This is a genomic window from Aeromicrobium sp. UC242_57, assembly GCF_044452305.1.
Classification (GTDB): Bacteria; Actinomycetota; Actinomycetes; order Propionibacteriales; family Nocardioidaceae; genus Aeromicrobium.
Map to the genome: position 1 here is coordinate 814,533 of NZ_JBIOAM010000003.1, position 25,657 is coordinate 840,189.

Genomic DNA, 25,657 nt, shown 5'->3' on the forward strand with positions numbered 1-25,657 from the left:
ACAATGGTTTTGATATCTCCATAGAGTTACGGCGACCATAGCGAAAGGGAAACACCCGGCAACATTCCGAACCCGGAAGTTAAGCCTTTCAGCGCCGATGGTACTGCACCGGAGATGGTGTGGGAGAGTAGGACGTCGCCGGACAAACATTACGCGCGAGGCCGCCCCAACACGGGGCGGCCTCGCTGCAATTCACCAGCTTTTCAGCCCCGTCGTCGGTGATCATTCCGTCCACAGGATCGATGATCGCTGGACTTGTCCACAGGCTGCGCAGATGACGATGCCCCTCACCCCTGGTGAGGGGCATCGTCATGTCATGGCACATCACAACAAGGTGGAGCTGGTCGGCCGGGTGTCGGCGGTTCCCGAGTCAAAGGCCCTTCCTAGCGGCGACGTCGTCGTGTCGTTTCGGCTGGTGGTCCGGCGAGGCCCGCACGCGCTACGCCGGTCCAGACAAGTCGTCGACACGATCGACTGCACGGTATGGAACACCAAGCTGCAGCAACGGGTGCTGCGGTGGGAAGCAGGCTCCGAGGTGGCAGTCACCGGTGCGTTGCGGCGACGATTCTCCGGGTCCGGCGGTGGTGTCGTGAGCTTCGTGTCCGTCGAGGTCCTCTCGTGTCGGAAGGAGTCGTCGTCGGCGGTAGCCTCGAGTCCATGACGATTGCTGCTGACGCCTGTCTCGGTTCGACGACTCGTGCGCTCAGCGCCACGTACGACGTGGCGATGCTGGACCTCGATGGTGTGGTCTACCTGGGTTCCGAGGTCATCGACGGAGCAGCTTCCGGCCTGGCGGCCGCCCGTGCCCGGGGGATGCGTCTGGCCTACATCACCAACAACGCCTCACGGCCGGCCGGCGAGGTAGCAGCCAAGCTTCGCTCGATGGGGATGCCTGCGCTCGATGACGAAGACGTCGTCACGTCGGCGCAGGCCGTCGCCCACCTGATGGCCGAGGCGCTGCCCGCCGGTTCATCGGTGTTGCTGGTGGGCGGCGAGGGGCTGCAAATCCCGTTGGAGGAGCGCGGTCTTCGGTGCGTCGCCTCGCTGCAGGACGGGCCGGTGGCCGTCGTGCAGGGCTTCCATCCCGATCTTGGCTGGCACCAGCTCGCCGAGGCGTCGTACGCGATCCAGGCTGGCCTGCCGTGGTACGTCAGCAACACCGACATGACGGTGCCGACTCCGCGTGGCATGGCTCCGGGCAATGGCTCGTTGGTACAAGCAGTGCGCAATGCGACTGGCGCGGTACCCATCGTGGCCGGCAAGCCCGAGCGGGCGCTGTTCGACGAGACGATCGAGCGGGTCGGAGGTCGACGTCCGCTCATGGTGGGTGACCGGCTCGACACCGACATCGACGGCGCGCTCAACGCCGGTATCGACAGCCTCGCGGTGCTGACGGGTGTCAGTGACCTCCGCGCGCTGTTCGCCGCGGTTCCGGGCCATCGTCCGACCTATGTCGCAGCCGATCTGCGCGGTCTCGACGAAGAGCATCCGGCTGTCGTGGTCGACGGCGCCGTCGCACGTTGTGCTGGGGCCGAGGTAGCGGTCGAGGGACACCTGCTGCAGGTTCGGTCGGGCGGACGGCAGGACACGGCGACGCTGCGTGCTGCGGTCGAGCTCGCCTGGTCGATGTGGGATCGCTCCCACATCTCGGTGGTGCCTGATGGGACACTGGTGTCATGACCGACACGCACGCCGAGGATCTGCACGATGACGTTCCCGAGGTCGAGCTGACTGGTCACCCCCAGATGGACGAGGCGCTCGATCGACTGCAGCGGCTGGGCGAGCTCGACATCGCCGCCCATCCCGAGGAATATGACGCGATCCACGGGGTCCTGCGCGAGTCACTGGCCAATGCGGGACGCGACGAGGTCGACGTGGAACCAGCATGACCAGACGGCTACGACTCGACGCCGAGCTGGTCCGGCGTGGTCTCGCGCGGTCTCGTGACCACGCCGCATCCTTGATCGATGACGGGCTCGTGAAGGTCGCGGGCTCTGTGGCGACCAAGCCTGCGAACGGGCGTGACGACCGATCAGGCGATCGTGGTGCGCACGACCAACGAGCCCACCTACGCCTCGCGCGGTGCGCACAAGCTGTTGGGTGCACTGGGCGTGTTCGAGCCGATGGGGCTGACCGTGGAAGGTCGCCGCTGCCTCGACGCCGGAGCCTCGACGGGAGGGTTCACCGACGTGCTGCTGCGCAAGGGCGCCCGCGAGGTCTGCGCCGTCGACGTCGGGTACGGCCAGCCGTGTGGGCGCTGCAGTCCGATGAACGCGTGCACGTGTTCGATCGGACCAACGTGCGCCATCTCGAGGCCGATGACATCGGCGGGCCGGTTCAGCTCGTCGTCTCAGATCTGTCGTTCATCTCCCTTACCGTGGTGATGCCAGCACTCACCCGGGTGTGCGAACCAGCCCCGAGAGGCGACATCGTGCTGATGATCAAGCCGCAGTTCGAGGTGGGCAAGTCCAATCTCGGCAAGAACGGCGTCGTCCGCGACCCCGCCCTGCACGCCGACGCCGTCCTTCGCGTGTGCGAGTCGGCCCATGCGCTGGGCTGGGGCACGCGTGCGCTGGCGCCCAGTCCGCTGCCGGGTCCGGCGGGCAACGTCGAGTACTTCTGCTGGCTGCGCACCGACGCAGACGCCCCTCTCTGCAGGCAGCCCACGACGTCGTCGCGGCTGGTCCGCTCGTCACGTCTGGAGCGAGCGAATGAGTTCCGTGTCGTCGAGACGCGTGCTGCTGACGGTGCACGCCGTCCGTGAAGAAGCCACCAAGGTGGCGGCGGCTTTCGCAGCCGATCTCCAGGCCGAGGGCATCGACGTGGTGGTGCTCGACGTCGAGGCCGACGCGATGCGTTCTGCCGGTGTCGAGAACGCCGTGGTCGTCGAGGCCGGGCCGGGTGCAGCCACCGGCTGTCAGCTCGCAGTGGTCTTCGGGGGAGACGGCACGATCCTTCGCACTGCTCAGCTGTGCCGGGGCACGCAGACGCCTCTGCTCGGCGTCAACCTGGGCCACGTCGGCTTCCTGGCCGAGGCCGATGTCGAAGATCTGCATCACGTGGTGCGAGGTGTCGTCGACCGCAGCTACACGGTCGAAGAGCGACTCACCGTTGACGTCGCCGTCAAGGTGGCCGGCGAGGTCGTCGCGACCAACTGGGCCCTCAACGAGGCCTCCGTCGAGAAGGCGGCCCGTGAGCGCATGCTCGAGGTCGTCGTCGAGATCGACAACCGTCCCGTGTCACGGTGGGGCTGCGACGGAGTCGTGTGCGCCACGCCGACCGGATCGACCGCCTACAACTTCAGCGCTGGCGGCCCGATCGTGTGGCCCGAGGTCCAGGCGCTCCTGATGGTGCCGATCAGTGCGCATGCGTTGTTCGCCCGGCCGCTGGTCGTGTCGCCTGACTCGACCTTGGCGATCGAGGTCGTGGGCGAGCAGACCACCGGTGTGCTGTGGTGCGACGGCCGACGTGCCGCTGATCTGCCGATGGGAGCGCGGGTCGAGGTGGTCAAAGGACGCGAGACCGTGAGACTGGCCCGGTTGCAGTCGGGGTCGTTCGCCGACCGGCTCGTGCGCAAGTTCGACCTGCCGGTGGCCGGCTGGCGTGGTGCTGCTGAACGACGCAGGGAGGAACGCAGCTGATGACCGCTAGTCGTTCGGCTGATCCACGCTCGATCTGGGAGCGCCTCAGCCTGAGAAACCTCGGAGTCATCGAGTCCGCCGAGCTGGAGCTGTCGGCCGGCTTCACCGTCATCACCGGCGAGACCGGTGCCGGAAAGACCATGGTGGTCACCGCCTTGGGACTGTTGCGCGGTGAGCGAGCCGACCTCGGCCTGGTTCGTCGCGGCAGCGATCAGGCTCGGGTCGAGGCGAGCATCGGCGTACGACCAGACGCTGCTGCCGTCGCGGTGGTCGAGGAGGCAGGAGGGCAGATCGACGACGACGTCGTGATCCTCGGACGGGTCCTCTCGGCACAGGGCCGGTCGCGTGCGGTCGCCGGTGGGGCGACGGTCCCTGCCGCGCTGCTGGCCGAGGTCACCGACGAGCTCGTGGCCGTGCATGGTCAGTCCGACCAGCATCGGCTGCTGCGGGCTGCCGAGCAGCGTGCGGCGCTCGACCGGTTTGCGGGCGAGGAGTTCGCCGCGGTCGCAGCGAGGTATGCGCCGATCTACACCCGCTGGCTGACGGTCGAGCGCACCCTCGACGATCTCCGCACCCACGCACAAGAACGTGCCCGTGAGCTCGACGTCCTGCGGTTCGGTCTCGACGAAGTCGCCGCTGTCGATCCGCAGGCAGGCGAGGACGAGGCGCTCAAAGCAGAAGAAGGACGTCTCGCGCACTCGGAGTCGCTGGCGCGGGCCGCCTCGATCGCCCACCAGGCACTCGTCGGTGACATGGACGTGACCTCGGCGCGCACCACGGTGGCTGAGGCCACGGCGCAGCTGCGTGAGGCAGGCGGGCACGATCCCGAGCTCGACGCCTTGGCCGATCGGGTCTTCGAGATCGGCATCCTGCTCGACGAGGTCGGTGCCGAGCTGGGCTCGTACTCCGAGCAGGTCGAGCTAGATCCTGAACGTCTCGCCGAGCTGCAAGAACGGCGGGCCGCGCTGGCGAGTCTGCAGCGCAAGTACGGACCGACGCTCGACGACGTGCTCGCGTGGGCCGACAAGAGCTCGGCGAGGCTCGGGTGAGCTCGGCCACGACGACGAGGCCGTGGCTGCACTCGAGATCGAGCAGGCTGAGCTCGATCACTCAGGTGCGCGACATCGCCGCGCAGATGTCGACGCTGCGCGCCGAGGCCGCCGGTCGGCTGTCGGCCCTGGTCGATGCCGAGATGGCGCAGCTGTCGATGCCGTCGGCGACCTTGGAGGTCCGGGTCACCACCGACGGTGCGGCTGTCCCTGGCCCCCACGGCACCGATGATGTCGAGCTGCTGTTCGCGGCCAACAGCGGCGCAGGTCTGCGTCCGCTCAACAAGGGCGCCAGCGGTGGTGGCTGTCGCGGCTCATGCTGGCGCTCGAGGTCGTGCTGGCCGATCGGACGACGGTTCCGACCTTGGTGTTCGACGAGGTCGATGCTGGTATCGGCGGCAAGGCCGCAGTAGAGGTGGGGCGTCGCCTGGCGCGACTGGCCAGTCACGCCCAGGTCATCGCCGTGACGCACCTGCCGCAAGTTGCCGCGTTCGCGCACCACCATTTCGTGGTGTCCAAGGACGACGACGGCAACGTGACGAGCAGCTCGGTCGTCCGGGTCGACGAGTCCGACCGGGTCGACGAGCTGGCCCGGATGCTGGCCGGCCAGGACGACTCGGCCACTGCTCAGGCGCACGCCCGCGAGCTGCTGGAGCTCGCCCGCTCCGGAACGTAGGGGATCCCCACCGAGGCACCCGTGTCTACGTGTGACCTGGTAGTGTGTCACGCATGGTACCCAGTCAGGCGCAGGCGCTCGCCAACCTTCGACGAGGGGTGGTCGAGCACTGCATCCTCGCCTCCCTGCGTGCGGGGGAGCGCTACGGCTTCGAGATCGCGCGCGATCTCGAAGGAACCCTGCTCGCCAGCGCCGGGACGCTCTATCCGCTGCTGTCGCGTCTGCGCAAGGGAGGCCTGGTCGCGTCGTCGTGGCAGGAGTCCACCGAGGGGCCGCCGCGGCGCTACTACAGCCTGACCGCTGATGGCGAGGCCGCGTTGCAAGCGTTCGAATCTGCCTGGATCCCATTTCGCGATGCCGTCGACTCGGCACTCCTCGAAGGAAAGTGAACCGAACTATGAGCATGCACACCTCCGCCCAGGTCGAGCGCTATCTCGCCGAGGTCGACTCTGCCCTCGTCGCCCGCGGAGTGACTGACCGCGACGAGATCCTGGCCGGACTGCGCGAGCACATCGGTGCCGACGGACGCGACACCGCCGAGGTGCTGCGGGAGCTTGGGTGACCCGGTCATGATCGCGGCGGCTGCCGCCGACGAGCTGGGTGCGCCTGCGGACAGCAAGCGGACAGGAGTGCGCGCCCGGGGCTGGTTCTCGATCCTGGCGCTGGGGCTGACCTTCGTCGGCGCCGCGCTGGCGGGACTCATCGCGCCCCTGGTGCTGACGCTCGTCGGCCTGGTGCTGATGTGGCTCTCCCAGGTGTGGACGGTGCGCGAGAAGCTGTGGGGCACGTTGCTGGTGCCGGCGCCGGGCCTCGTGCTGTGGATCGTGCTGAGCTATGCCGGCAGTGTCGAGGAGTGCACGACCGTCGTGACGGGTCAGGACACGCAGACCGTGTGCACTGGCGGTGGGGGGCAGCGTTGTCGGTGGAGTGATCGCGACGATCCTGATGCTCGTGGTCGGTGCAGCGGGCATCGTGATGACGGTGCGACTGGCCAGGCGCGCACTCGCCCGGTGATCGGTGGCCGGCGGTCGAATGGTCGGATAGTGCTGCGCCGAGAAAGTTTTCTCTCACAGGCGACACGCCGACGCAGCGCACAAAACCACCGGACCTAGCAGGAACGATGGTGGTGATGGCCATCTGGAAGCGAAAAAAAGCCCTACCGGCAGACGTCAAGGGCGTTGTCGGGACCGTGCGGTTCGTACGTCGTGACAGTGACAGCAAGTCGCTGAGCGAAGGAGAGATCGCGCTCGTCGAACATCCCGACCTCGATGCCCGCCAGGCTCAGATCCTGATTGATCGAAGGGTCCGCGGTGTGCTGAATGCCGCTGCGTCCAGCAGCGGCCGCACCCCCAACCTCGGCCCGCAGATGCTGGCCCAGTCCGGCATCCTGCTGATCGACATCACGAGCGACGACATCTGGACCCGCGTGAAGTCAGGCGACGAGGTCCGGATCGAGGACGGCCGGGTGTTCCGCGACGAGGTGCTCGTCGCCAGCGGTGCCGAGATCGACGCGATCAAGGCCGACGAGGCTCTCGCCGCCGCGAAGGACAGCGTCTCCAACCGGCTCGATGCCCTGGCTGCCAACGCGGCCGACCACATCCACCGTGAGCAGGTCATGCTCCTGACCGGGGCAACCGTCCCAGAGCTGCGCACCCAGCTGGCGGGCCGTCCCGTCATCGTGGTGTCGCGTGCCTACGACGACGTGTCCGACCTGCGAGGACTGCGGCGCTACATCCACGACCACGATCCGGTGCTGATCGGCGCTGGCGCGGGCGCCGACGTGCTGATCGACGCGGGCTACACCCCCTCGGTCGTCATCGGCTCCCTGGACAACATCTCCGACCAGGCCATCAGGACGTCCGGAGAGGTCGTCGTGACGACGTCGTCGGGCACCGTCGAGTCACCCGAGCGGCTGGAGCGGCACGGCAAGCAGATCGTGACCTTCGTGTCGTCCGGGTCAGATGACGACCTGGCCATCGTGCTGGCCGACACGCACGAGGCCGGCGTCATCGTGCACGTCGGTGGCCCCGCCACCTTGACCGACTTCCTGGAGCGGCCACCCTCGGAGTCCGCCCGCATGTTCGTCGCCCGTCTGCGCGCCGGGTCCAGGCTCGTCGACGCCAAGTCTGTTCATCACTTCACATCGCAGCGACTCGCGCTGTGGCCAGTTCTCCTGCTGTTCGTCGCGGCCGTGGCAGCAGTTGCTGTCGCCGTCTCGGTGACCCCGGTGGGCCAGGACTGGTTCGACTCTCTCGGGGACCGCTCGCCGACCTCGGCTCCTGGATCAAAGGACTTTTCACGTGATCAACTTCCGTTACCACCTCGTCTCGATCGCCGCGATACTGATTGCGCTTGCAGCGGGAATCGCGCTGGGTTCGGGGCCGCTCGATGACGCCAGCGAGGCCCTCGGCAACGACAAGGGCTCGAGCCAGGCCGCAGATCCTGCTGTTGCCGCCTTCGAGGCAGGTTTCGCCGACCGGGCGTCCTCCGGGCTGCTCAAGGACAAGCTGAAGGGCCAAGCGGTCCTGGTCGTCACGGTGCCCGGCACCGAAGAGGCTCAGGTCAAGGGGATCACCTCCGACCTCGGGCTTGCGGGCGCCGAGGTGACCGGCGAGATCGCGTTGACCAGCAAGCTGCTCGACTCCTCGGGGCGGCAGTTCGCCGAGGGCGTGGCCGAGCAGTCTGCAGCCGACGTCCCCGCTGTCACCTCTGCCACGGGCAGCTGATGAACGGATCGGGGCTGCACTGGCTCGCGCCCTCATGGCCGACACCGCGGCTGCGCTGGACGCGACGGCCACGACCGTCCGCTCGGCCTTTGCCGAGGGCGATCTGATCACCCAGACCAAGGCGCCGAAGCGCGCTGCCACGGTGGCGATCATCGTGGCCGGCCCCAATGACTCCAACGGCAGCGACCGCAGCACCGTGATCGCCGCGCTGGCTGCGTCGTTGAACCCGACTGGCAAGGGCGTCGTCGTCGCCGGTCCGCCGTCGTCGAGCGCGGACGGCGGGGCGGTCAAGGCCGTGCGTGAGGGCGGCGCCGCTGCCGAGATCTCGACGGTCGACGTCATCGACTCGGCGGCCGGACGCATCGTGGCCGTGCTCGCGACCGCAGCGCAGGTGGCCGATCAACCGGGCTCGTCGGGGCACCTCCCGCAGCGACGACGGGGCACTGCCCAAGTAGTCACCGCTCGTTGTCGACGCTGGCAACATGGCGAAAACATGGGATGTGGGGGATCCGACACGTCGTCGGTTCTCCATCCACGGCCGATTATTGGTAGGCTGGAATCCCGTGGAGGCCTGATGCAAATACCTGCATCCAGAGCGCTCGACACCTCACTCGACCACGGGAGTCACCTTGCCAGGTAGCGCGGTTACCAAGCACGTTTTCGTCACCGGCGGGGTTGCTTCCTCGCTCGGCAAAGGCTTGACCGCCTCCAGCCTGGGACGCCTGCTGAAGTCGCGCGGCCTGCGCGTCACGATGCAGAAGCTCGATCCGTACCTCAACGTCGATCCCGGCACCATGAACCCGTTCCAGCACGGTGAGGTCTTCGTGACCGAGGACGGCGCCGAGACAGATCTCGACATCGGACACTACGAACGCTTCCTCGACGTCGACCTGTCGGGCAAGGCCAATGTCACGACCGGTCAGGTCTACTCCGAGGTCATCGCGCGCGAACGCCGCGGCGACTACCTGGGCGACACCGTCCAGGTCATCCCGCACATCACCAACGAGATCAAGTCGCGCATCCGCGCCATGGCCGGGCCCGAGGTCGATGTCGTCATCACCGAGATCGGCGGAACGGTCGGCGACATCGAGTCGCTGCCCTTCCTCGAGGCCGCCCGGCAGGTGCGTCATGACGTCGGCCGCGGCAACGTGTTCTTCCTGCACGTGTCGCTGATCCCCTACATCGGTCCCTCCGGCGAGCTCAAGACCAAGCCGACCCAGCACTCGGTGGCCGCACTGCGGTCGATCGGCATCCAGCCCGACGCGATCGTCTGCCGCGCCGACCGTGAGATCCCCGAGAGCATGAAGGCCAAGATCTCGCTGATGTGCGACGTCGACCAGGAGGCCGTCGTCACGGCAGCCGACGCGCCGTCGATCTACAACATCCCCAAGGTGCTGCACCGGCAAGGACTCGACGCGTACGTCGTACGGCGTCTCGACCTGCCGTTCCGCGACGTCGACTGGACGCAGTGGGACGATCTGCTGCGCCGCGTGCACGAGCCGTCCGAAGAGATCACGATCGCCCTGGTCGGCAAGTACATCGACCTGCCCGACGCCTACCTGTCGGTCGGCGAGGCGCTGCGGGCCGGAGGCTTCGCCCACAATGCGCGCGTCAAGCTGCGCTGGGTCGGATCAGATGACTGCGAGACGGTCGCCGGCGCGACCAAGAACCTCGGTGACGTCGACGGGATCTGCGTGCCCGGAGGCTTCGGCATCCGTGGCATCGAAGGCAAGCTCGGCGCCCTGAAGTACGCCCGCGAGCAAGGCATCCCCGTGCTGGGACTGTGCCTCGGCCTGCAGTGCATGGTCATCGAGTACGCCCGCAACGTCGCCGGTATCGCCGGTGCGAGCTCGTCGGAGTTCGACCCCCAGTCGGCCAACCCGGTCATCGCCACGATGGCCGAGCAGCTGTCGATCGTCGACGGCGAAGGCGATCTCGGTGGAACGATGCGTCTCGGCTCGTACCCGGCCACGCTGGCCGACGGCAGCATCGTCGCCGAGGTGTACGGGACGACCACGGTCGACGAGCGCCATCGTCACCGCTACGAGGTCAACAACAGCTATCGCCCGGCGCTCGAGAAGGCCGGACTGGTCTTCAGCGGAACGTCTCCCGATGCGTCCCTCGTCGAGTTCGTCGAGCTGCCGCGTGAGGTCCACCCGTACTACGTCGCGACCCAGGCTCACCCCGAGCTGAAGTCGCGTCCGACCAAGGCCCACCCGCTGTTCGCGGGCCTCGTCGGTGCGGCCATCATCCGGCAGCGCGAGACCCGACTTCCGGTGGAGGCTGAGCCGCAGACGGTCGAGGTATGACCCCCACCCGCAGCTTCCGGGGCGGTTGGCCGACCCAGAGGTCGCCGACACCGATGAGTCGTGGTCAGTGTCGGACAGCGTCGAGAAGTTCGCGAGCCCCTACGTCTCACTACGGATCGACACGATCGTCGATCCGGCCGGAGACGAGCATGCGCGTGCCGTCGTGCAGCCCAACGGCGCGATCGGCGTCCTGGCGCTCGATGACGACGACCGGTTGCTGCTGGTCCAGCAGTACCGCCACCCGGTCGGCAAGTTCTTGCTCGAGATCCCGGCCGGGACGCTCGACGTTGCGGGCGAGAAGCCCTTGGACGCCGCGGTGCGCGAGCTGGCCGAAGAGGCCGACATCGTCGCTGAGCGTTGGGAGTCGGTGCTGCACCTGCTCGCGACCCCCGGCTACTCCAGCGAAGGGTGGCAGGTCTTCAGCGCATCCGGGCTCTCGGCGGTGCCAGAGGCCGACCGCACCGACCGTGAGGCCGAAGAGGCTGCCATGGTCCAGTGGTGGCTGCCGTTCGACCAGGCGGTCGATGCGGTCCTGGCCGGTCGGATCACCGACTCGATGACGGTCGCGGCGATCCTCGCGGTGCAGGTACAACGCACCAGATGAGCCAGGACGTCAGTCGCGCCATCGGTGACTATCTCAGCCACCTGGGTGTCGAACGTGGCTTGGCCGACAACACCCTGCGTTCGTACCGCCGCGACCTGTCCCGCTACCTGGGCTTCCTGAGCTCACGCGAGCTGACCGATCCGTCGGCGATCACCGAGCTCGACATCTCCGCCTTCTTGGGAGCTGCGCACCGGCGACGACGACCACGTGCCGCTCAGCACGGCCAGCGCGGCTCGCACGATCGTGGCCGTGCGCGGTCTGCACCGCTTCTGGTTGCGAGAACAGCTGTGACCGCCGACGTCACGGCGGCAGTCAAGCCGCCACGTCCGGCAGCACGCCTGCCGAAGGCCCTGCCGTTGTCGGACATCGAGGCAATCTTGAACGCGGCCGGGGCACCCGGGACGACCTTGGCCTCCCGCGACCGGGCGCTGCTCGAAATGCTGTACGGCACCGGGGCGCGCATCTCCGAGGCGGTGGGCCTCGACATCGACGACCTCGATCTTCAGGAAGGCGTCGTGCTGCTGCGCGGCAAGGGCGGCAAGCAGCGGATCGTGCCGCTCGGCTCGTACGCGCTGGCCGCCCTGGGCGACTACCTGACCGTCTCGCGTCCCGCCCTGGTCTCGGCGACGACACGCACACCGGCGGTGTTCCTGAACGCCCGCGGCGGTCGGCTGTCGAGGCAGAGTGCGTGGACCGTCCTGACGAAGGCCGCCGACCGGGCCGGCATCGGCACCGACGTGTCTCCGCACACGTTGCGTCACTCGTTCGCGACGCATCTGCTCGACGGGGGCGCCGACGTGCGGGTCGTCCAAGAGCTGCTCGGGCACGCATCGGTGACGACGACGCAGATCTACACGCTGGTGACCGTGGAGAAGCTCCGAGAGATATATGCGACAGCACATCCACGAGCCTCGCGGTAGGTGCACGGCGAGTTGACCGGTTGAGTGATCGTGGAGGGCGCAGGTCGCGGTAGAGTGGCGCTCGTCCGTCGGGTCTCGTTGCAGGCCGGTCTAGTGCAGGGGAGCCGAATGAGCATGGAGCTGGGACCGACCGGACGGCCGATGCCGGACTTCCCAGAGCCCACGCCTCGTGATCCGGGCAAGCCCGCGACGATCATCGCGCTGTGCAACCAGAAGGGTGGCGTCGGCAAGACCACGACGACCATCAACCTGGGCGCGGCGCTCGTCGAGACAGGGCGCCGGGTCCTGCTGGTCGACTTCGACCCCCAGGGTTCGCTGACGGTCGGCCTGGGCGTCAACGCCCACGATCTCGACCAGAGCATCTACCACGTCCTGATGGATCGTGAGATCACGATCAAGGACCTGATCATGCCCACCACGGTCGAAGGTCTCGACCTGGTGCCGTCCAACATCGACCTGTCGGCCGCTGAGATGCAGCTCGTCACCGAGGTGGGACGCGAACAGGTCCTTGCCCGGGTGCTCAAGCCCGTCCGCGACGACTACGACGTCATCCTGATCGACTGCCAGCCGTCCCTCGGTCTGCTCACGGTCAACGCCCTGACCGCCGCGAGCGGGGTCCTGGTGCCACTCGAGTGCGAGTACTTCGCACTGCGCGGCGTCGCCCTGCTCAAGGACACCATCGAGAAGGTTCGTGACCGGACCAACTTCGACCTCGAGATCATCGGCCTGCTCGGCACGATGTACGACAGCCGCACCTTGCACGGCAAGGAGGTCCTGCAGACCCTCGTGGAGGGCTGGGGCGACCTGGTGTTCCACACCGTGATCCGCCGGACCGTCAAGTTCTCCGACTCCACCGTCGCGGGGGAGCCGATCACCGAGTACGCCACGACCTCGCCGGGAGCCGAGTCGTACCGTCAGCTCGCCAGGGAGGTACTCGTTCGATGCCCCGACGCGTGACACCCTCGGCAGGAGGCGCCAGCAAGCGTCCCTCGATGCCGGGTGCCGATGAGCTCTTCCGTGCGACCGCCCCGGCCAAGCAGGCGACCCCGGCTCCCGAACCAGAACCTGAGCCCAGCGTTGCGGCGAGCGGGCGGGTCAAGCACGACGAGAAGATGACCGTCTACGTCACGGCCGCCGAGCTGCTGGCCGTCGAGCAGGCACGGCTGACACTGCGCGGAGAGCTCGGTCGCAGCGTCGACCGTGGCCGGTTCGTCCGAGCAGCGCTCGCGGTGGCGCTGGCCGATCTCGAGCTCCCGAGGAACCAACAGCGACGTCGCGCGGCGATTGAGCGAGTCGTGACCGTCGCGGACGTCGAAGAACCCGCGCCCACCGGCTTCCAGGTCGTCCTGACCAACTTCGAAGGCCCCTTCGACCTGCTGCTGCAGCTGATCTCCAAGCACGAGCTCGACATCACCGAGGTGGCGCTGTCGGCGGTCACCGGCGAGTTCATCGCCTACATCAAGGAGCTCGGCGACGATCTGGAGCAGACCACCAACTTCCTGCTGGTCGCGGCCACCCTGCTCGACCTGAAGACCGCACGGCTCCTGCCGCAGGCCGAGGTCGAGGACGAAGAAGATCTCGCCCTGCTCGAGGCGCGAGACCTGCTGTTCGCCCGACTCATGCAGTACCGCGCGTTCAAGCAGGTCGCCGGCGTCATGGCCGAGCGGCTGGCCAGCGAGTCCAGGCGGTTCCCGCGCATCGTGACGTTGGAGCCGCGCTTTGCCGACCTGCTGCCCGAGGTGCTCATCTCGGTCGGGCCGGTCGAGCTCGCCCAGCTGGCGGCCCGGGCCTTCGAGGACAAGCCGGTTCCGATCCTGTCGCTGGCGCACCTGCACGCGCCCCAGGTCAGCGTCCGTGAGCAGGCGCACCTGGTCGTCGACCAGCTGCGACGCAAGGGCGAGATGACGTTCCGGGCGCTCACCGCAGACGCGCCTGACATCATGACGAAGGTCGCCCGGTTCCTCGCGGTGCTCGAGCTGTTCCGTGAGGGCGCGATCGCCTTCGAGCAGGCCACTCCTCTCGGAGACCTGCACGTCCGTTGGACCGGCACCGACGAGGGCGACATCGACGTCGGCGACGAGTTCGACGAGCCGATGCTCGACCTCGACGACGAAGCCGTCCTGATCGATGCAGAACTGTTGACCGACACCGAAACACCAGAGAGCACCGATGACTGAGCAGAACGTCCCCACCGGACCCCACGAGCTCGAGCTGGAGATGCTCGACCTCCTGCCGGCGTTGGAGGCGGTCCTGATGGTGGCCGACCAGCCGCTCGACCACCTGACGCTGGCCCAAGCCGTCGGGCACCCGCCGAGCGATGTCTCGCAGGCGCTCGAGACGCTCGCCGCCGAGTACACCGAGCAGGGCCGCGGCTTCGAGCTGCGCAACGTCGCCGGAGGTTGGCGGTTCTTCACCCGCGAGGAGTTCGCCGGTGCCGTCGAACGGTTCATCCTCGACGGGCAGCAGGCCCGGTTGACCCAGGCAGCCCTGGAGACGATGGCGGTCGTCGCCTACCGGCAGCCCATCAGCCGTTCGCGCATCTCGGCGATCCGCGGGGTCAACGTCGATGGCGTCGTCCGCACGCTCGTGACCCGGGGCCTGATCGAGGAAGGCGGGGCCGACGCCGAGAGCGGCGCGATCCTGTACCGCACGACGACTACTTCCTCGAACGCATGGGGCTCGGCAGCATCAGCGAGCTGCCCGACATCGCGCAGCACCTGCCCGACATGGACGACATGGAGGACGAGCTCGTGGCGGCCGCTGAGACCGAAGGTGCCTTGGGCCTGTCGGACGGACCAGACGAGATCTCGACCGACGTGACCGACGAAGGCTCGACCGATGAGGCTGGCCCGACCGATGAAGGCTCGACCGATGAAGAGGATGACCGTGGCTGAGATCCGACTGCAGAAGGTGCTGGCGCAGGCGGGACTCGGCAGCCGCCGCCGGTGCGACGACATGATCGCCCAGGGGCGGGTCGAGGTCAACGGCGAGATCATCGACGTCATGGGCGCCCGGGTCGACCCGGCGACCGACGTCATCCGGGTCAACGGCAAGCGGCTCCCGGCTGCCAACGACCGCGCGTACGTCCTGCTCAACAAGCCGCGTGGCATCGTGACGTCGATGGCCGACGAGCAGGGGCGTCCCGACCTGTCGTCGTTCATCGCCGGTCGTGAGGACCGGCTGTTCCACGTCGGCCGGCTCGACACCGACACGTCCGGGCTCCTGATCATGACCAACGACGGCGACCTGGCGCACAAGCTGGCCCATCCGTCGTTCGAGATCACCAAGACGTACGTCGCCCTGGTCGACGGAGACGTGCCCGACACGCTCGGCGCCCCAGCTCAAGAAGGGCATCGAGCTGGACGACGGACCCGCCAAGGTCGACCGTTTCCAGGTCAAGGACAGGTCACGCGGACGCTCGATCGTCGAGCTCGACATCCACATGGGACGCAACCGCATCGTCCGCCGGCTGCTCGACGCTGCCGGTCATCCGGTGCGCGGCTGACCCGGACAGCTTTCGGGCCGCTCCACCTGGGTGGGCTGTCATCGGGCGCCATGCGCGATCTGACCCGTGACGAGCTGGGTGCCTTGTTCGACAGCGTGGACGAGACGTGACGGCTGCATCCCCCAACGCCCTGCCTGGGGCGGTCCTGGTCATCGGCTGCGGGCTGATCGGCACATCGGTCGGCCTGGCCCTGCGGGCGCACGACGTCGACGTCCTGCTCGACGACTGGCAGGTCGACAACGTCGAGATCGCGGCGTCGCGAGGAGCTGGCCGCGCGCTCGACGGCACCGAGCCGTACCTCGTGCTGGTCGCCGTGCCGCCCCGGGTGGCCGCAGACGTCGTCGCCGATGCCTTGGACCGCTGGCCGAACGCCTTCGTCACCGACGTCACGAGCGTCAAGTCGGGACTGGTCGCCGAGATCGACTCGTTGCCCGGCGCAGAACGCTATGCAGGTGGTCACCCGATGGCCGGGAGCGAACGTTCTGGGCCGATGTCGGGTTCTGCGCAGCCTTCGAGGGACGGCCGTGGGCTGTCACACCGGGCAAGCGGACGCTCTCGGGGGCGCTGGACGCCGTCGTCGACCTCGCCCTGCACACCGGTGCGGTCCCGATCATCCTCGACGCGGCGAGCCACGACCGCGCCGTCGCTCTGGTCTCGCACGTCCCTCAGGTCATGTCGACCTTGACGGCGGCCCGCCTCAACAGCGCCGAGGGCAACTCGCTCTCGTTGTCCGGCCCGGGTCTGCGCGACACGACTCGCATCGCGGCCAGCGACAGTGCCCTGTGGATCGACATCCTCGGTGCGAATGCCGATGACGTCCGCTCGGTCCTCACGCTGGTCAGGGACGATCTCGACCGGCTCATCTCGGCGCTCGGAACCGACGACACCGTCATCGCCGACGTGCTCGACGCAGGACGCCGGGGCACCGAGCTGATCCCCGGCAAGCACGGTTCACAAGCCGATCGGGTCGACATCGTCTATGTCCAGGTCGCCGACCAGCCCGGCGAGCTTCTCGAGGCTCATGGCCGACACGGGACAATCGGGTGTCAACATCGAGGATCTTCGCCTCGACCACGACCTGGGGCGCCAGGGCGGTCTCGCCGAGATCGCCGTCGCGGTCGGCGTGGGCAAGTCATTGGTCGAAGCGCTGACGGCGCGCGGCTGGTCCGCCTACCTTTGAGACAGCCACCCGTTCAACAGCACCACATCAGCACGTCAACAGCACAGCACGTCAACAGCACAGCACGCCAAGGAGAAACACGTGAGCAAGCCACTGGTCGTCGCGATCGACGGACCGTCCGGCTCCGGCAAGTCGAGCACGTCACGCGGAGTCGCAGGTCAGCTCGGCCTGGCCTACCTCGACACGGTGCGATGTATCGCGCCATGACGTGGGCACTGCTGGAAGGTGACGTCGACCTCGACGACTCGTCAGCCATGGCCGAGGCAGCCACGAAAGTCGTGCTGGGCTGGACGACTGATCCTGCAGCGCCGGCGATCTACGCCGACGACGTCGACGTGTCAGACCCGATCCGCAGTGAGCGGGTCACGTCGGCCGTCAGCAAGGTCGCAGCAGTGCCCGAGATCCGCGCCCAGCTCGTCGACCTGCAGCGCAGCGCGATCGACGAGAGCGACGGAATCGTGGTGGAGGGGCGTGACATCGGCTCGGTCGTCGCGCCTGATGCGCGGGTCAAGATCTACCTCGTGGCCGACCCCGCCGCGCGCGCCGCCCGTCGTGCGGCCGAGACCGGCGACACCGACACGGCTGCGACCGAGGCGGCCTTGGCGCGCCGCGACCAGATCGACTCGACCCGTGCAGCCTCGCCGCTAGCCATGCCCGATGACGCCGTGCTGGTCGACGGCACCCACCTGACGTTGGACGAGGTCATCGCGCACATCGTCGGAATCGTCGACTCGACGCGATGACAGGTCGGACGACCCCCGCCGGAGGGATCCCTGAGACGGGGCTGCGATTCGCCCGTCGCCGAGCGCACGGCTACTTCCACCGCAAGTGGGAGATCCACGAGCGTGGACAGCACCTCGTCCCCGAGACCGGCCCGGTGATCTTCGCCAGCAACCACATCGGCTGGCTCGACGGCCCCCTGCTGGTGGCGACTGCTCCACGTCCGCTGCATGCCATGGCGAAGGAAGAGGAGTTCTCGGGCAAGACCGGGCGGCTGCTGCGCTTCGTCGGGCAGATCAAGGTCGCTCGTGACCGCACCGATGCAGGTGCCCTGCGACAGGCGCTCCGCGCGCTGGCCGCCGACCAAGCCGTCCTGCTGTACCCGGAAGGCGCCCGGGGCGATGGAGAGTTCACCCACTTCAAGGGCGGCGTCACCTACCTGGCCCTCGTGACCGGTGCCCCGATCGTGCCCGTCGCGCTGTTCGGAACCCGTGAGGCAGGGGAGTCCTCGCAGGCCCGTCCACCGCGTGGCAGACGGCTCGACATCGTGTACGGCGAGCCGATCCAGTTCCCGATGCAAGCTTGGCCGCGAGATCGTGGGATGATGGAGGACGCAGGTGAGCAAATTCGTGATCACCTGCGTGCCCATGTCTCCCGGGCCAAGACCGCGTTGAAGCGCGACTTGCCCGGCCCCTTGCCGACAGGAAGCTTCCCGATGTCTGACGTTGTACCCGTTCTAGCAGTGATCGGGCGTCCCAACGTCGGAAAGTCGACCTTGGTCAACCGCATCATCGGTCGGCGTGAAGCCGTCGTCGAAGACGTGCCGGGTGTGACCCGTGACCGGGTGTCCTACGACGCGGTCTGGAACGGCCGTGCGTTCACGGTCGTCGACACCGGCGGCTGGGACCCCGACGCACGTGGTCTGGCCGAGCGCATCGCCGCTCAGGCCGAGATCGCGATCCAGGTCGCCGACGCCGTGCTGTTCGTCGTCGATGCGACAGTCGGCATCACCGACGTCGACGAGAAGGTCGTCCGGCTGCTGCGCGAGGCCAAGAAGCCTGTCGTGCTGGCCGCCAACAAGGTCGACGACCAGCGCACCGAGGCTGAGGCCGCCGGACTCTGGAACCTCGGGCTCGGCGAGCCGTTCCCCGTCTCGGCGCTGCACGGTCGTGGCAGCGGCGACATGCTCGACGCGGTCATCGACGCGCTGCCCGACCCGCCGCCTGAAGACTTCGACGCACCCCAGGGTCCGCGTCGCGTCGCGATCGTCGGCAAGCCCAATGTCGGCAAGTCCAGCCTGCTAACCAGCTCGCGGGCGAGGAGCGTGTTGTCGTCGACAACGCTTCGGGCACCACGGTCGACCCGGTCGACGAGATCGTCGAGCTCGGCGGTCGCACCTGGAACTTCATCGACACCGCCGGTATCCGTCGCCGCGTGCGCGATGCCTCGGGTCACGAGTACTACGCGAGCCTTCGCACGTCGTCGGCGATCGACCGGGCCGAGGTCGCGGTCGTCATCATCGACGGCAGCCAGTCGATGACCGAGCAGGACATCCGCATCATCAGCTCGGTCGCCGAAGCAGGGCGCGCGCTGATCATCGCGTTCAACAAGTGGGACCTGGTCGACGAAGAGCGTCGCTACTACCTTGAGCGCGAGATGGAGCGCGAGCTCGTCCAGGTGCCGTGGGCGCCGACGATCAACATCACGGCCCGCACCGGCTGGCACGTCGACCGCCTCGTACGGGCGTTGGACGCTGCGCTGGAGGGTTGGGAGCACACGTGTCCCCACCGGCATGCTCAATGCCTTCCTGGGCCGTCTGGTCGCCGAGCACCCGCATCCTGTGCGCGGCGGCAAGCAGTCCAAGATCCTGTTCGGAACCCAGGCGTCGACGGCTCCGCCGACGTTCGTGCTGTTCACCTCGGGCAAGCTCGAAGCGTCCTACATGCGCTTCATCGAGCGTCGTCTGCGTGAAGAGTTCGGCTTCGTCGGTTCGCCGATCCACCTGCAGCAGCGTCCGCGCAAGAAGCGCGAACGCCGCTGATCCGCGGTGTTCGTCTGAGGCTCTCCCCGGTGGAGGGCGCTCAGACGGCCTACGGTAAAGTTCTTCTTCGGTACCAATCGGGCTGTAGCGCAGCTTGGTAGCGCACTTGACTGGGGGTCAAGGGGTCGCAGGTTCAAATCCTGTCAGCCCGACGTTGTGATCTCGCAAGAGATAGGAAAGTCCCGAACCTGCGGAAGCAGGTTCGGGACTTTTAGTTTCTGGCTTGGTAGTCGCGGTCGGGGTTGATGGTGAGTTCGCGTAGGAGTTCGCCGGTGAGGGCCGGGAGACGGCTGCCAGTAGGCAACTTTGGGCATGGTGTTGAACTGGGCTGGGGCGGCGGGGGGTTGAACTCGTCTGACGCTACGCGAACCTCAGCCTGCATACGATCGGCCGAGAGCCTAGGCCGCTTGATCATTCTTGCTCCGGCGGGTTTCGGCGAGCATGCATGGGAGAGCGTCGCTTCCAGTGAGGATCGCACCAGGGTGGGTCAGGGGTGGATCAATAGGTGCTATTTATGCAATTATTAAATTTCATTTTCTGGAGGAGATTGCGACGTGACGACAAGTTTTGCCCACCTGCATTGGGAGGATGGCGAGATCGCCGTCATTTCCATCGACAATCCGCCCATCAACGCTCTGGTCAGCGGTGTCTTCGCGGATGTGCTCACCATCGTGCAGCAGTTGCAGATCAGCCTGCCACGCGCGGTCGTCCTGACAGGATCCCGTGAAGCCTTCGCAGTCGGCGGAGAGATCTCCGAGACGCGACGTATCCACTTCGAAGGTCGTACAGATATCCCGGACGGGGAGCTGGACGATGCGGTAGCACGTATCACTGATCCGGTATATGTCCGTGAGCTCGGGGAGAAGTACCAGCGCACTTTCGCAGCGCTCTCCGCGCTGCCGTGTGCCGTGGTGGCAGCCGTTGAGGGCATGGCCCGGGGTGGAGGCCTGGAGTTCGCGCTCGCATGCGATTACCGAGTGACCGCTGATGACGCCCAGCTCGGTTCGCCCGAGGTGACGCTTGGTGGTGGAACGATCGGCGGCGGGCTTGCTCGTATGGCGGCACTGATCGGGACGTCCAGGGCCAAGAAGATGTACCTCGGCGGGCAGCTCATCACCGCGCAGGAGGCCCTGGCGATCGGGCTGGTCGACGAGGTTGCCCCGTCCGGCGAAGCTGTCGATCGCGCCTTGGAGCTCGCTCGCGTGTTCGCTGCATTTGCGGGCCCCGCCCAAGCGAACATGAAGGCCTTTATCGATCGCGCGGGCGAGCTGAGCCACGAAGAAGCTGCGACGATCGAACTCGACATGTGGTGCGAGTCCTACTCGACCAGCGATTCCAAGACCCGCTTGCGCGACTTCTTCAAGAACGGCAGGAAGCAGGCGTCGACTACTCCCTAAGCCCCCACAACTCCCGCACCCAAGGTTCAGAGCGACGCATCGTCTGTCTGCACCTTGGGGCGGGCTCCGTTGCGGCGCCACAGCCCGGGCTAGCGACTACGGCGGATGGTGGCGAAGGCTCATGCTGAAACGGCGGAGGTCATCTCGACGGCTGCCTCAACCTGCTCGGCGTAGTGTGCGGGACTTTCGCTGTCGACAGACAGGATGATCGCATCCATACCGGCCTCTGCCGACTCTTCCACGAGCTGTCGGACCGACGCTGTGTCTCCGAGTGGGTCGACCTTGAGGTCGGAACGGTAGTACGCCAGGTGGAGTGGGTTCTTGCGCGCGTCCGCCAACTCCTTCATGTCAGGCGAGCCCAGCATCGTGACGATGTCATCCAGGCCCAGCCCGACGGGGGACCAGTAATCTGCGAACTCGAGGGCGCGGCGAAGCGACCTCTTGCCCTGGCCTCCAAGCCACAGCGGCGCGTCCGCGCGCAGAGTTGGCTCGACCACGAAATCGGTGTAGTTGAAATGGGTTCCGCTGTAGGACACCAGTTCCTGGCCACGTGCCGCACGGATTGCACGAAGCGCATCGTCTGACAGGCTGCCGCGCCCCTCGAACTGTGCGCCGAGAAGCTTCGAACTCTTCACGTAATGATCCGACCCCAACGCCGAGGTGGACGCGGCCGCCTGCCAACAGGTCGAGCGTGCCCGCGCGCTTCACGATCTCGAGCGGATGGTGGTAGGGCAGCGGAAGGATATAGGTCACGGCTCGATGCGTCGCGTCACCGCTGCGAGATAGCCGAGGGTCGAGAAAGGGTCCCAATACTTGTCGCCGCGGACCTCTCGGCGTGCGAGCGGCATGGCGACGTGCTCCGGTGCGCAAAGGAACCTGCAACCGGCTTCGTCGGCCGCTCGTGCGATGAACGCGAGATCATCTGGCCGTGCCTCGTCCTCCCAACGGGGTGCGACGAACGGAGGGTGTCGGTTGACCATCGGCAGAAACAGTCCTAGGTCCACGTCGGCTCCTGGCTCGAATCATGCTTCGTCGTCATCACGAGTTTCTCCTCTTGTTAGCGCCATTCGCTCTGCGACGGCTGCGGTTGGCGAACGCCGTCGCAGCGCTTGGCGAGCCTTGCGCTTGCCTGTGGTCGACCGCTCAGCGATCACTATTGATTCCCGCGGAACGCCAATCGACCCTGTCAGTTTATTGATTGTGCTGATAATACGTGTTCTTGACGAGATGAAAAGAGCCCCCGCGGTGGCTCCCACCGGCTCGGCTATTGGTCGCAAAGGCCTATTGATGGGTCGTGGAGCGTCTGCTAAGTTCCACAAGACAATGATCTATCTGATTTATCGCATTCGGGGTCGGCGGTCGGTTGTGGCCAGTGCCCGTTTGTGTGGTTCGGCAGGTCGCGGGGCTTTCGGCGCTTGGTGCATGTCGTGAGCACGCCCATCGCGCACCGCAGATCTGTGACCGACGGTTGTCGCGAGTGCCGTTCCATGATGAGGCGAGGGGCGCCGCGCTGGCTGGGTTCGTCTCGATCTGGCCCGGGGTCTGCCGGGGCCAGAAGCGCAAGGTCGACATGTCGCCGTAAGGGCGCTGTCAGCCCGCGCGTCGAAAACCTCGCCCATCCGGCCGGATTGGTGAAAATTTCGAGTCGATGACTCGAAACTCAATGCGTCGCTTGACGCTTCCGCAGCAACACGCATGCACGACGACAGGAGAAACATGTCCACGATGACCGGTTTGTTGGAAGGCAAGGTTGCCCTCATTACGGGCGCCGCTCGCGGCCAGGGCCGCAGCCATGCGCTGAAGATGGCCGAGCAGGGCGCTTCGATCCTCGCACTCGATGTCTGCCGACGGGTGTCGACCGCTGTCTACGACCCGGCGACACCTGAGGACCTGGCCGAGACTCATTCGCTGGTCGAGAAGGCTGGCGGCAAGATCGTCACAGGTGAGATCGACGTGCGGGATCTTGGTGCCTTGACTGAGTTCGTACGCTCAGGGGCAGCGGAACTGGGTGGCTTGGACATCGTTGTGGCCAATGCTGGCGTCAACGTCTGGGGTGGCCTGCTCGACGCCGGCGACGAAGACCCTTGGGACGACACCATCGGCATCAACCTCACAGGCGTGTACAACACGCTGCGTGCTGCGGCGCCACTGATGATCAAGAATGGTCAGGGTGGTTCGATCATCATCACCAGTTCCGCCACTGGTCTCAAGGCCCTGCCGGGAATGATCGCGTACGCAGCCTCCAAGTACGGCGTGACCGGACTCATGAAGGCGGCGGCCATCGAGCTTGGTCAGCACGAGATCCGGGTCAATTCGGTGCACCCGTGGGCCGTGAACACGCCGATGGGAGGCATGCACCCCTTCGGCGAGAGCATCTTGGGGGCCAATCCGTCCTTCGTGGACAGCTTCAAGCAGGTCCTGCACGATCCACCGCTCGCCGAGGCAAGCGACATCTCCGATGCCGTTCTGTTCCTTGCGTCACCGTTGGCCAGGACTATCACCGGTGTGGCGCTGCCGGTCGATCAAGGCAACACCATCGTTTGATCGTCAGACCTCCTGCAACGCCACTGGTCCTTACGAGGACCGGTGGCGTTTGTTCGTCGTAGGTGGGATGGGAACGACCCTTGACAGCATGTGCCCTGGATCACATACTTGTTCGAAATATCGATTACTAGGTCGAATAATCTACCAAATTGTTCGGTTAGAACCAGCGTCGGTGCGGCGCCGCCGACGTGCTCTGCCGGAACGAGACGTGTGATTCATCGCTGAACTGGAAGAAGGTCTTCATGAACCGTTCGCCGCGTGCTGCTGCTGGGCCCCCACGCCGGTCCTGGCGGGCGGGAGCGTCGCCGTGATCGCGGCCACTGGCCTGGTGCTGTCCGCTTGTGCCGACAGCACCAGCGATACGCCCGACGCACCGACCGCCTCGTCGGCGCCCACGACCCTCGCTGTGTCGGACCTGGGGGAGTTCAGCGGGCTGATCACCGGATCTGAGGTGACCGAGCCGACCGTAGACGGTGGCAAGGTGACAATCGACGTCGCTGGCAAGTCCGTCACCGTCGACAAGGATCAGAAGCTTAAGGTCGGGCTGTTCGTGAGTGGTGGAGCGACACCGTTCTTCCAGACGACCTACGCATGGGCGAAGGCTCAGGCTGAGGCTTACGACTGGGACCTCGAGCTGGTTGATGCGGCGTTCGACGCCGGCAAGCAGGCCGACCAGATCCAGGCGGCGATCAGCACAAAGAAGTACGACGCGATCCTCGTCAATCCTGTCGACGGGGTTGGGTCGTGTGACGCCTTCACCCAACAGGCCGCCACGGCGGGCATCCTCGTGGTCTCCTTGATCAACCCGCTCTGTGGCAAAGACACCGAGCCGATCGAGAAGCAGGACGTTCCCGGGACCCTCGGTGTGGTCGGCGGGTCGAGCTCGACCGCGACGTGGCGGCTCTTCCACGAACGGATCTTTGCAGACGCGCCGGACACCAAGGGGCTCTCGATCGCTCTCTCGCCGTCTATGTGCGTGTGCGGGGCGGGCTGGAACACGGCACTTGACGGTGCATTGGAAAAGAGTGCCGGGGTCGACCTGACGCGCGCAGACTCGCCGTCGCCTGACGCTGCCGGTGGGCAGGCAGTCACCGAGCAGTACCTCAACGACAATAGGGACGCATCGTTCGTGGTGGCGATTTCCGATGAGATGGGTGCTGGCGCGGTCACCGCTGTCGAAGCGGCCGGTCTCACCGACAAGGTCAAGGTCTACATGTCGGGCGGAACTCAGTTGTTGGTCGACCTCATGAAAGAAGGCAAGGCGGCCGGTACGCATCCCTACTACAACGGCACGTCGGCCCAGACAGCGCTTCTGATGCTGCACGAAGCTGTTGCCGGCAATCCGGTGCCTCGAGTCATTGCCAACGACGGACATCCTCTGGAATCGTTCTCAGAGCAAGAGCCTCCGTTCTTCACGTATGTCACGCCCGACATTGCGAGCAGCGGTGACTATGTGCCGAACACCATCGACAATGCGGAAGCGCGATAGGGAGCCGCCGACGGGGTGGAGGAGGCCAGTGGGGGCTGAGGCCCATGACCTCTTCCCGAGCTGCAGGTGGTCCATGTCGACAGTGTTCGTGACGATCACAATCTCGACTGGGATCAGTTGATGGCGCAGGTGTGAGGATGGCCGTCATGGCTTGGTCGGCGTGCCGTGATCTGGGAGCGGGTGCTCGACGTCCCGGCTGAAGGTCTCTGAAGGTGACATGGAGGAGTTCCGGGATGGACCGCTGGGCGGGGTCATCGGCCCATGCCATCAGCGCCAGTTGGAAGGCGCCCAAGACGGCCTGCACAAGCACTCGCGCCCGGAGGTGTTCATCCGGGCCGTCGAGCCGCGCTGCGACGACAGGCGTCAGCAGCCGCTCCAGGCCAAGTGCTTCTCCACGTTGCGGGCGCGCACAGATGGCGTGGTGGCGAGGAGGCGCATCGCCGCCTTGTCGCGGTTCCGTTGAGGTCCCCGATGGATGAGGGCCGCAATGGCGGCGTAGAGGGACGTCAGGACCGATTCATCGACCGGACGCCCCAGGAGCGCGTCTCGCACGAACTCCCCGTTCGCCTCGAACATTCCGATGACCATGTCCTCCTTGGCCGCGAAATAGCGATGCACGCTGCGAGCCGAGATGCCGGCTGCATCGGCGATCTGCTCGACCGTCACTGAATCGAATCCGTGCTGGGCGAAGAGATCGACGGCAACGTCGGACAGGTGCTGACGGGCCGCGTCGCGCGTCACAGCTCGCAGTCCAGAGGTTCGGTCGTGAGTGGGAGGCACGTCGTCATCCTACCTCTGGTGTCAGAGGCTGACAGAAGTAGCGTAGACTGACATCATGACTCGTGAAGTACAAGGG

General features: G+C 66.6%; 26 protein-coding genes, 1 tRNA gene, 1 rRNA gene and 8 pseudogenes. 33 read left to right on the forward strand and 3 right to left on the reverse strand.

What is annotated here, in order from left to right; genetic code table 11:
- Positions 1-27 precede the first annotated feature (27 nt).
- From rrf to ACHMWU_RS15190, 31 genes and pseudogenes are all read left to right on the forward strand, one after another.
- A 5S ribosomal RNA gene (gene rrf, locus ACHMWU_RS15040) occupies positions 28-144 on the forward strand.
- 130 nt (positions 145-274) lie between these two features.
- Entirely contained in the window at positions 275-661 is a 387-nt protein-coding gene (locus ACHMWU_RS15045; RefSeq protein WP_396044832.1) for a single-stranded DNA-binding protein, read from the forward strand.
- On the forward strand, positions 658-1,680 hold the full coding sequence (locus ACHMWU_RS15050; RefSeq protein WP_396044834.1) for an HAD-IIA family hydrolase: 1,023 nt from the start codon (positions 658-660) through the stop codon (positions 1,678-1,680). The genes ACHMWU_RS15045 and ACHMWU_RS15050 overlap by 4 nt, the downstream gene beginning before the upstream one ends.
- Positions 1,677-1,889, forward strand: coding sequence for a hypothetical protein (locus ACHMWU_RS15055; protein WP_396044836.1), 213 nt, complete (start codon positions 1,677-1,679; stop codon positions 1,887-1,889). Before ACHMWU_RS15050 ends, ACHMWU_RS15055 begins: the two co-directional genes overlap by 4 nt.
- Positions 1,886-2,764 (forward strand): annotated as a pseudogene (locus ACHMWU_RS15060) (TlyA family rRNA (cytidine-2'-O)-methyltransferase). Before ACHMWU_RS15055 ends, ACHMWU_RS15060 begins: the two are co-directional and overlap by 4 nt.
- Entirely contained in the window at positions 2,712-3,641 is a 930-nt protein-coding gene (locus ACHMWU_RS15065; protein WP_396044838.1) for an NAD kinase, read from the forward strand. Before ACHMWU_RS15060 ends, ACHMWU_RS15065 begins: the two are co-directional and overlap by 53 nt.
- Positions 3,641-4,690, forward strand: coding sequence for an AAA family ATPase (locus ACHMWU_RS15070; protein ID WP_396044840.1), 1,050 nt, complete (start codon positions 3,641-3,643; stop codon positions 4,688-4,690). Before ACHMWU_RS15065 ends, ACHMWU_RS15070 begins: the two co-directional genes overlap by 1 nt.
- Positions 4,687-5,103, forward strand: coding sequence for a hypothetical protein (locus tag ACHMWU_RS15075; RefSeq protein WP_396044842.1), 417 nt, complete (start codon positions 4,687-4,689; stop codon positions 5,101-5,103). Before ACHMWU_RS15070 ends, ACHMWU_RS15075 begins: the two co-directional genes overlap by 4 nt.
- 2 nt (positions 5,104-5,105) lie before the next feature.
- Entirely contained in the window at positions 5,106-5,366 is a 261-nt protein-coding gene (locus ACHMWU_RS15080) for a hypothetical protein (protein WP_396044844.1), read from the forward strand.
- Positions 5,367-5,464: 98 nt separating this feature from the next.
- Positions 5,465-5,755, forward strand: coding sequence for a PadR family transcriptional regulator (locus tag ACHMWU_RS15085; RefSeq protein WP_396044846.1), 291 nt, complete (start codon positions 5,465-5,467; stop codon positions 5,753-5,755).
- An 8-nt stretch (positions 5,756-5,763) separates the two neighbouring features.
- Positions 5,764-5,928 carry an HAAS signaling domain-containing protein gene (locus ACHMWU_RS15090; RefSeq protein ID WP_396044848.1) on the forward strand — a complete coding sequence of 55 codons (165 nt, stop codon included), beginning with the start codon at positions 5,764-5,766 and terminating at the stop codon, positions 5,926-5,928.
- Positions 5,921-6,478, forward strand: a complete 558-nt coding sequence (locus tag ACHMWU_RS15095; protein ID WP_396044850.1) for a hypothetical protein — start codon at positions 5,921-5,923, stop codon at positions 6,476-6,478. Before ACHMWU_RS15090 ends, ACHMWU_RS15095 begins: the two co-directional genes overlap by 8 nt.
- A gap of 17 nt (positions 6,479-6,495) precedes the next feature.
- Entirely contained in the window at positions 6,496-7,758 is a 1,263-nt protein-coding gene (gene steA, locus ACHMWU_RS15100) for a putative cytokinetic ring protein SteA (RefSeq protein ID WP_396044852.1), read from the forward strand.
- Positions 7,667-8,092, forward strand: a complete 426-nt coding sequence (locus ACHMWU_RS15105) for a copper transporter (RefSeq protein WP_396044854.1) — start codon at positions 7,667-7,669, stop codon at positions 8,090-8,092. Before steA ends, ACHMWU_RS15105 begins: the two co-directional genes overlap by 92 nt.
- 7 nt (positions 8,093-8,099) lie before the next feature.
- A complete protein-coding gene (locus ACHMWU_RS15110; RefSeq protein WP_396046792.1) occupies positions 8,100-8,732 on the forward strand; it encodes a copper transporter in 633 nt (210 codons plus the stop codon).
- Positions 8,722-10,401, forward strand: a complete 1,680-nt coding sequence (locus tag ACHMWU_RS15115) for a CTP synthase (protein WP_396044856.1) — start codon at positions 8,722-8,724, stop codon at positions 10,399-10,401. The genes ACHMWU_RS15110 and ACHMWU_RS15115 overlap by 11 nt, the downstream gene beginning before the upstream one ends.
- A gap of 25 nt (positions 10,402-10,426) precedes the next feature.
- Positions 10,427-11,005, forward strand: coding sequence for an NUDIX domain-containing protein (locus ACHMWU_RS15120; protein WP_396044858.1), 579 nt, complete (start codon positions 10,427-10,429; stop codon positions 11,003-11,005).
- Positions 11,002-11,925: a site-specific tyrosine recombinase XerD gene (locus ACHMWU_RS15125; RefSeq protein ID WP_396044860.1), complete on the forward strand. Its 924-nt coding sequence runs from the start codon at positions 11,002-11,004 to the stop codon at positions 11,923-11,925. Before ACHMWU_RS15120 ends, ACHMWU_RS15125 begins: the two co-directional genes overlap by 4 nt.
- Positions 11,926-12,039: 114 nt before the next feature.
- Complete coding sequence (locus ACHMWU_RS15130; RefSeq protein ID WP_396044862.1) at positions 12,040-12,882, forward strand: ParA family protein; 843 nt, start codon at positions 12,040-12,042, stop codon at positions 12,880-12,882.
- Positions 12,867-13,224, forward strand: a pseudogene (locus tag ACHMWU_RS15135) (hypothetical protein). The gene ACHMWU_RS15130 and the pseudogene ACHMWU_RS15135 overlap by 16 nt, the downstream one beginning before the upstream one ends.
- A 119-nt stretch (positions 13,225-13,343) precedes the next feature.
- The gene (locus ACHMWU_RS15140) at positions 13,344-14,102 is read left to right on the forward strand and encodes a segregation and condensation protein A (RefSeq protein WP_396046794.1); all 759 of its coding nucleotides are present in this window, start codon (positions 13,344-13,346) and stop codon (positions 14,100-14,102) included.
- Positions 14,095-14,745 carry an SMC-Scp complex subunit ScpB gene (locus ACHMWU_RS15145; protein WP_396044864.1) on the forward strand — a complete coding sequence of 217 codons (651 nt, stop codon included), beginning with the start codon at positions 14,095-14,097 and terminating at the stop codon, positions 14,743-14,745. The genes ACHMWU_RS15140 and ACHMWU_RS15145 overlap by 8 nt, the downstream gene beginning before the upstream one ends.
- 36 nt (positions 14,746-14,781) lie before the next feature.
- Positions 14,782-15,540, forward strand: a pseudogene (locus tag ACHMWU_RS15150) (pseudouridine synthase).
- Positions 15,537-16,115, forward strand: a complete 579-nt coding sequence (locus ACHMWU_RS15155; protein WP_396044866.1) for a prephenate dehydrogenase/arogenate dehydrogenase family protein — start codon at positions 15,537-15,539, stop codon at positions 16,113-16,115. Before ACHMWU_RS15150 ends, ACHMWU_RS15155 begins: the two are co-directional and overlap by 4 nt.
- Positions 16,103-16,255: pseudogene (locus ACHMWU_RS15160) on the forward strand (prephenate dehydrogenase dimerization domain-containing protein); the annotation flags it as partial. The gene ACHMWU_RS15155 and the pseudogene ACHMWU_RS15160, both read left to right, overlap by 13 nt.
- A 196-nt stretch (positions 16,256-16,451) precedes the next feature.
- Complete coding sequence (locus tag ACHMWU_RS15165) at positions 16,452-16,610, forward strand: hypothetical protein (RefSeq protein ID WP_396047010.1); 159 nt, start codon at positions 16,452-16,454, stop codon at positions 16,608-16,610.
- Between the two features lie 81 nt (positions 16,611-16,691).
- Positions 16,692-17,353: pseudogene (gene cmk / locus ACHMWU_RS15170) on the forward strand ((d)CMP kinase).
- A pseudogene (locus ACHMWU_RS15175) lies at positions 17,350-17,799 on the forward strand (lysophospholipid acyltransferase family protein); the annotation flags it as partial. The pseudogenes cmk and ACHMWU_RS15175, both read left to right, overlap by 4 nt.
- Positions 17,800-18,045: 246 nt before the next feature.
- A pseudogene (gene der / locus ACHMWU_RS15180) lies at positions 18,046-19,371 on the forward strand (ribosome biogenesis GTPase Der).
- Between the two features lie 78 nt (positions 19,372-19,449).
- Positions 19,450-19,523, forward strand: a tRNA-Pro gene (locus tag ACHMWU_RS15185).
- Positions 19,524-19,925: 402 nt separating this feature from the next.
- A complete protein-coding gene (locus tag ACHMWU_RS15190; protein WP_396044868.1) occupies positions 19,926-20,768 on the forward strand; it encodes an enoyl-CoA hydratase/isomerase family protein in 843 nt (280 codons plus the stop codon).
- Positions 20,769-20,887: 119 nt separating this feature from the next.
- Here the strand turns inward: ACHMWU_RS15190 and ACHMWU_RS15195 are convergent.
- Positions 20,888-21,521: pseudogene (locus ACHMWU_RS15195) on the reverse strand (LLM class flavin-dependent oxidoreductase).
- 963 nt (positions 21,522-22,484) lie between these two features.
- On the opposite strand from ACHMWU_RS15195, the gene ACHMWU_RS15200 reads away from it, so the two are divergent.
- A complete protein-coding gene (locus ACHMWU_RS15200; protein WP_396044870.1) occupies positions 22,485-23,312 on the forward strand; it encodes a mycofactocin-coupled SDR family oxidoreductase in 828 nt (275 codons plus the stop codon).
- Between the two features lie 451 nt (positions 23,313-23,763).
- Entirely contained in the window at positions 23,764-24,801 is a 1,038-nt protein-coding gene (locus tag ACHMWU_RS15205; protein WP_396044872.1) for a sugar ABC transporter substrate-binding protein, read from the forward strand.
- Here ACHMWU_RS15205 and ACHMWU_RS15210 read toward each other — a convergent pair.
- Together ACHMWU_RS15210 and ACHMWU_RS15215 are read right to left on the reverse strand one after the other, a co-directional pair.
- Complete coding sequence (locus tag ACHMWU_RS15210; protein ID WP_396046796.1) at positions 24,734-25,216, reverse strand: hypothetical protein; 483 nt, start codon at positions 25,214-25,216, stop codon at positions 24,734-24,736. The genes ACHMWU_RS15205 and ACHMWU_RS15210 overlap by 68 nt on opposite strands.
- Positions 25,165-25,542 (reverse strand): TetR family transcriptional regulator, encoded by a 378-nt coding sequence (locus ACHMWU_RS15215; protein WP_396044874.1) that lies wholly within the window; start codon positions 25,540-25,542, stop codon positions 25,165-25,167. Before ACHMWU_RS15215 ends, ACHMWU_RS15210 begins: the two co-directional genes overlap by 52 nt.
- Positions 25,543-25,657: the final 115 nt, after the last annotated feature.

Coding starts and splice junctions, on each gene's coding strand:
- ACHMWU_RS15090 (WP_396044848.1), top strand. CDS start 5,764: ATGAGCATGCACACCTCCGCCCAGGTCGAGCGCTATCTCGCCGAGGTC.
- ACHMWU_RS15050 (WP_396044834.1), top strand. CDS start 658: ATGACGATTGCTGCTGACGCCTGTCTCGGTTCGACGACTCGTGCGCTC.
- ACHMWU_RS15070 (WP_396044840.1), top strand. CDS start 3,641: ATGACCGCTAGTCGTTCGGCTGATCCACGCTCGATCTGGGAGCGCCTC.
- ACHMWU_RS15065 (WP_396044838.1), top strand. CDS start 2,712: ATGAGTTCCGTGTCGTCGAGACGCGTGCTGCTGACGGTGCACGCCGTC.
- ACHMWU_RS15125 (WP_396044860.1), top strand. CDS start 11,002: ATGAGCCAGGACGTCAGTCGCGCCATCGGTGACTATCTCAGCCACCTG.
- ACHMWU_RS15055 (WP_396044836.1), top strand. CDS start 1,677: ATGACCGACACGCACGCCGAGGATCTGCACGATGACGTTCCCGAGGTC.
- ACHMWU_RS15200 (WP_396044870.1), top strand. CDS start 22,485: ATGTCCACGATGACCGGTTTGTTGGAAGGCAAGGTTGCCCTCATTACG.
- ACHMWU_RS15145 (WP_396044864.1), top strand. CDS start 14,095: ATGACTGAGCAGAACGTCCCCACCGGACCCCACGAGCTCGAGCTGGAG.
- ACHMWU_RS15130 (WP_396044862.1), top strand. CDS start 12,040: ATGGAGCTGGGACCGACCGGACGGCCGATGCCGGACTTCCCAGAGCCC.
- ACHMWU_RS15045 (WP_396044832.1), top strand. CDS start 275: ATGACGATGCCCCTCACCCCTGGTGAGGGGCATCGTCATGTCATGGCA.
- steA (WP_396044852.1), top strand. CDS start 6,496: ATGGCCATCTGGAAGCGAAAAAAAGCCCTACCGGCAGACGTCAAGGGC.
- ACHMWU_RS15165 (WP_396047010.1), top strand. CDS start 16,452: ATGGCCGACACGGGACAATCGGGTGTCAACATCGAGGATCTTCGCCTC.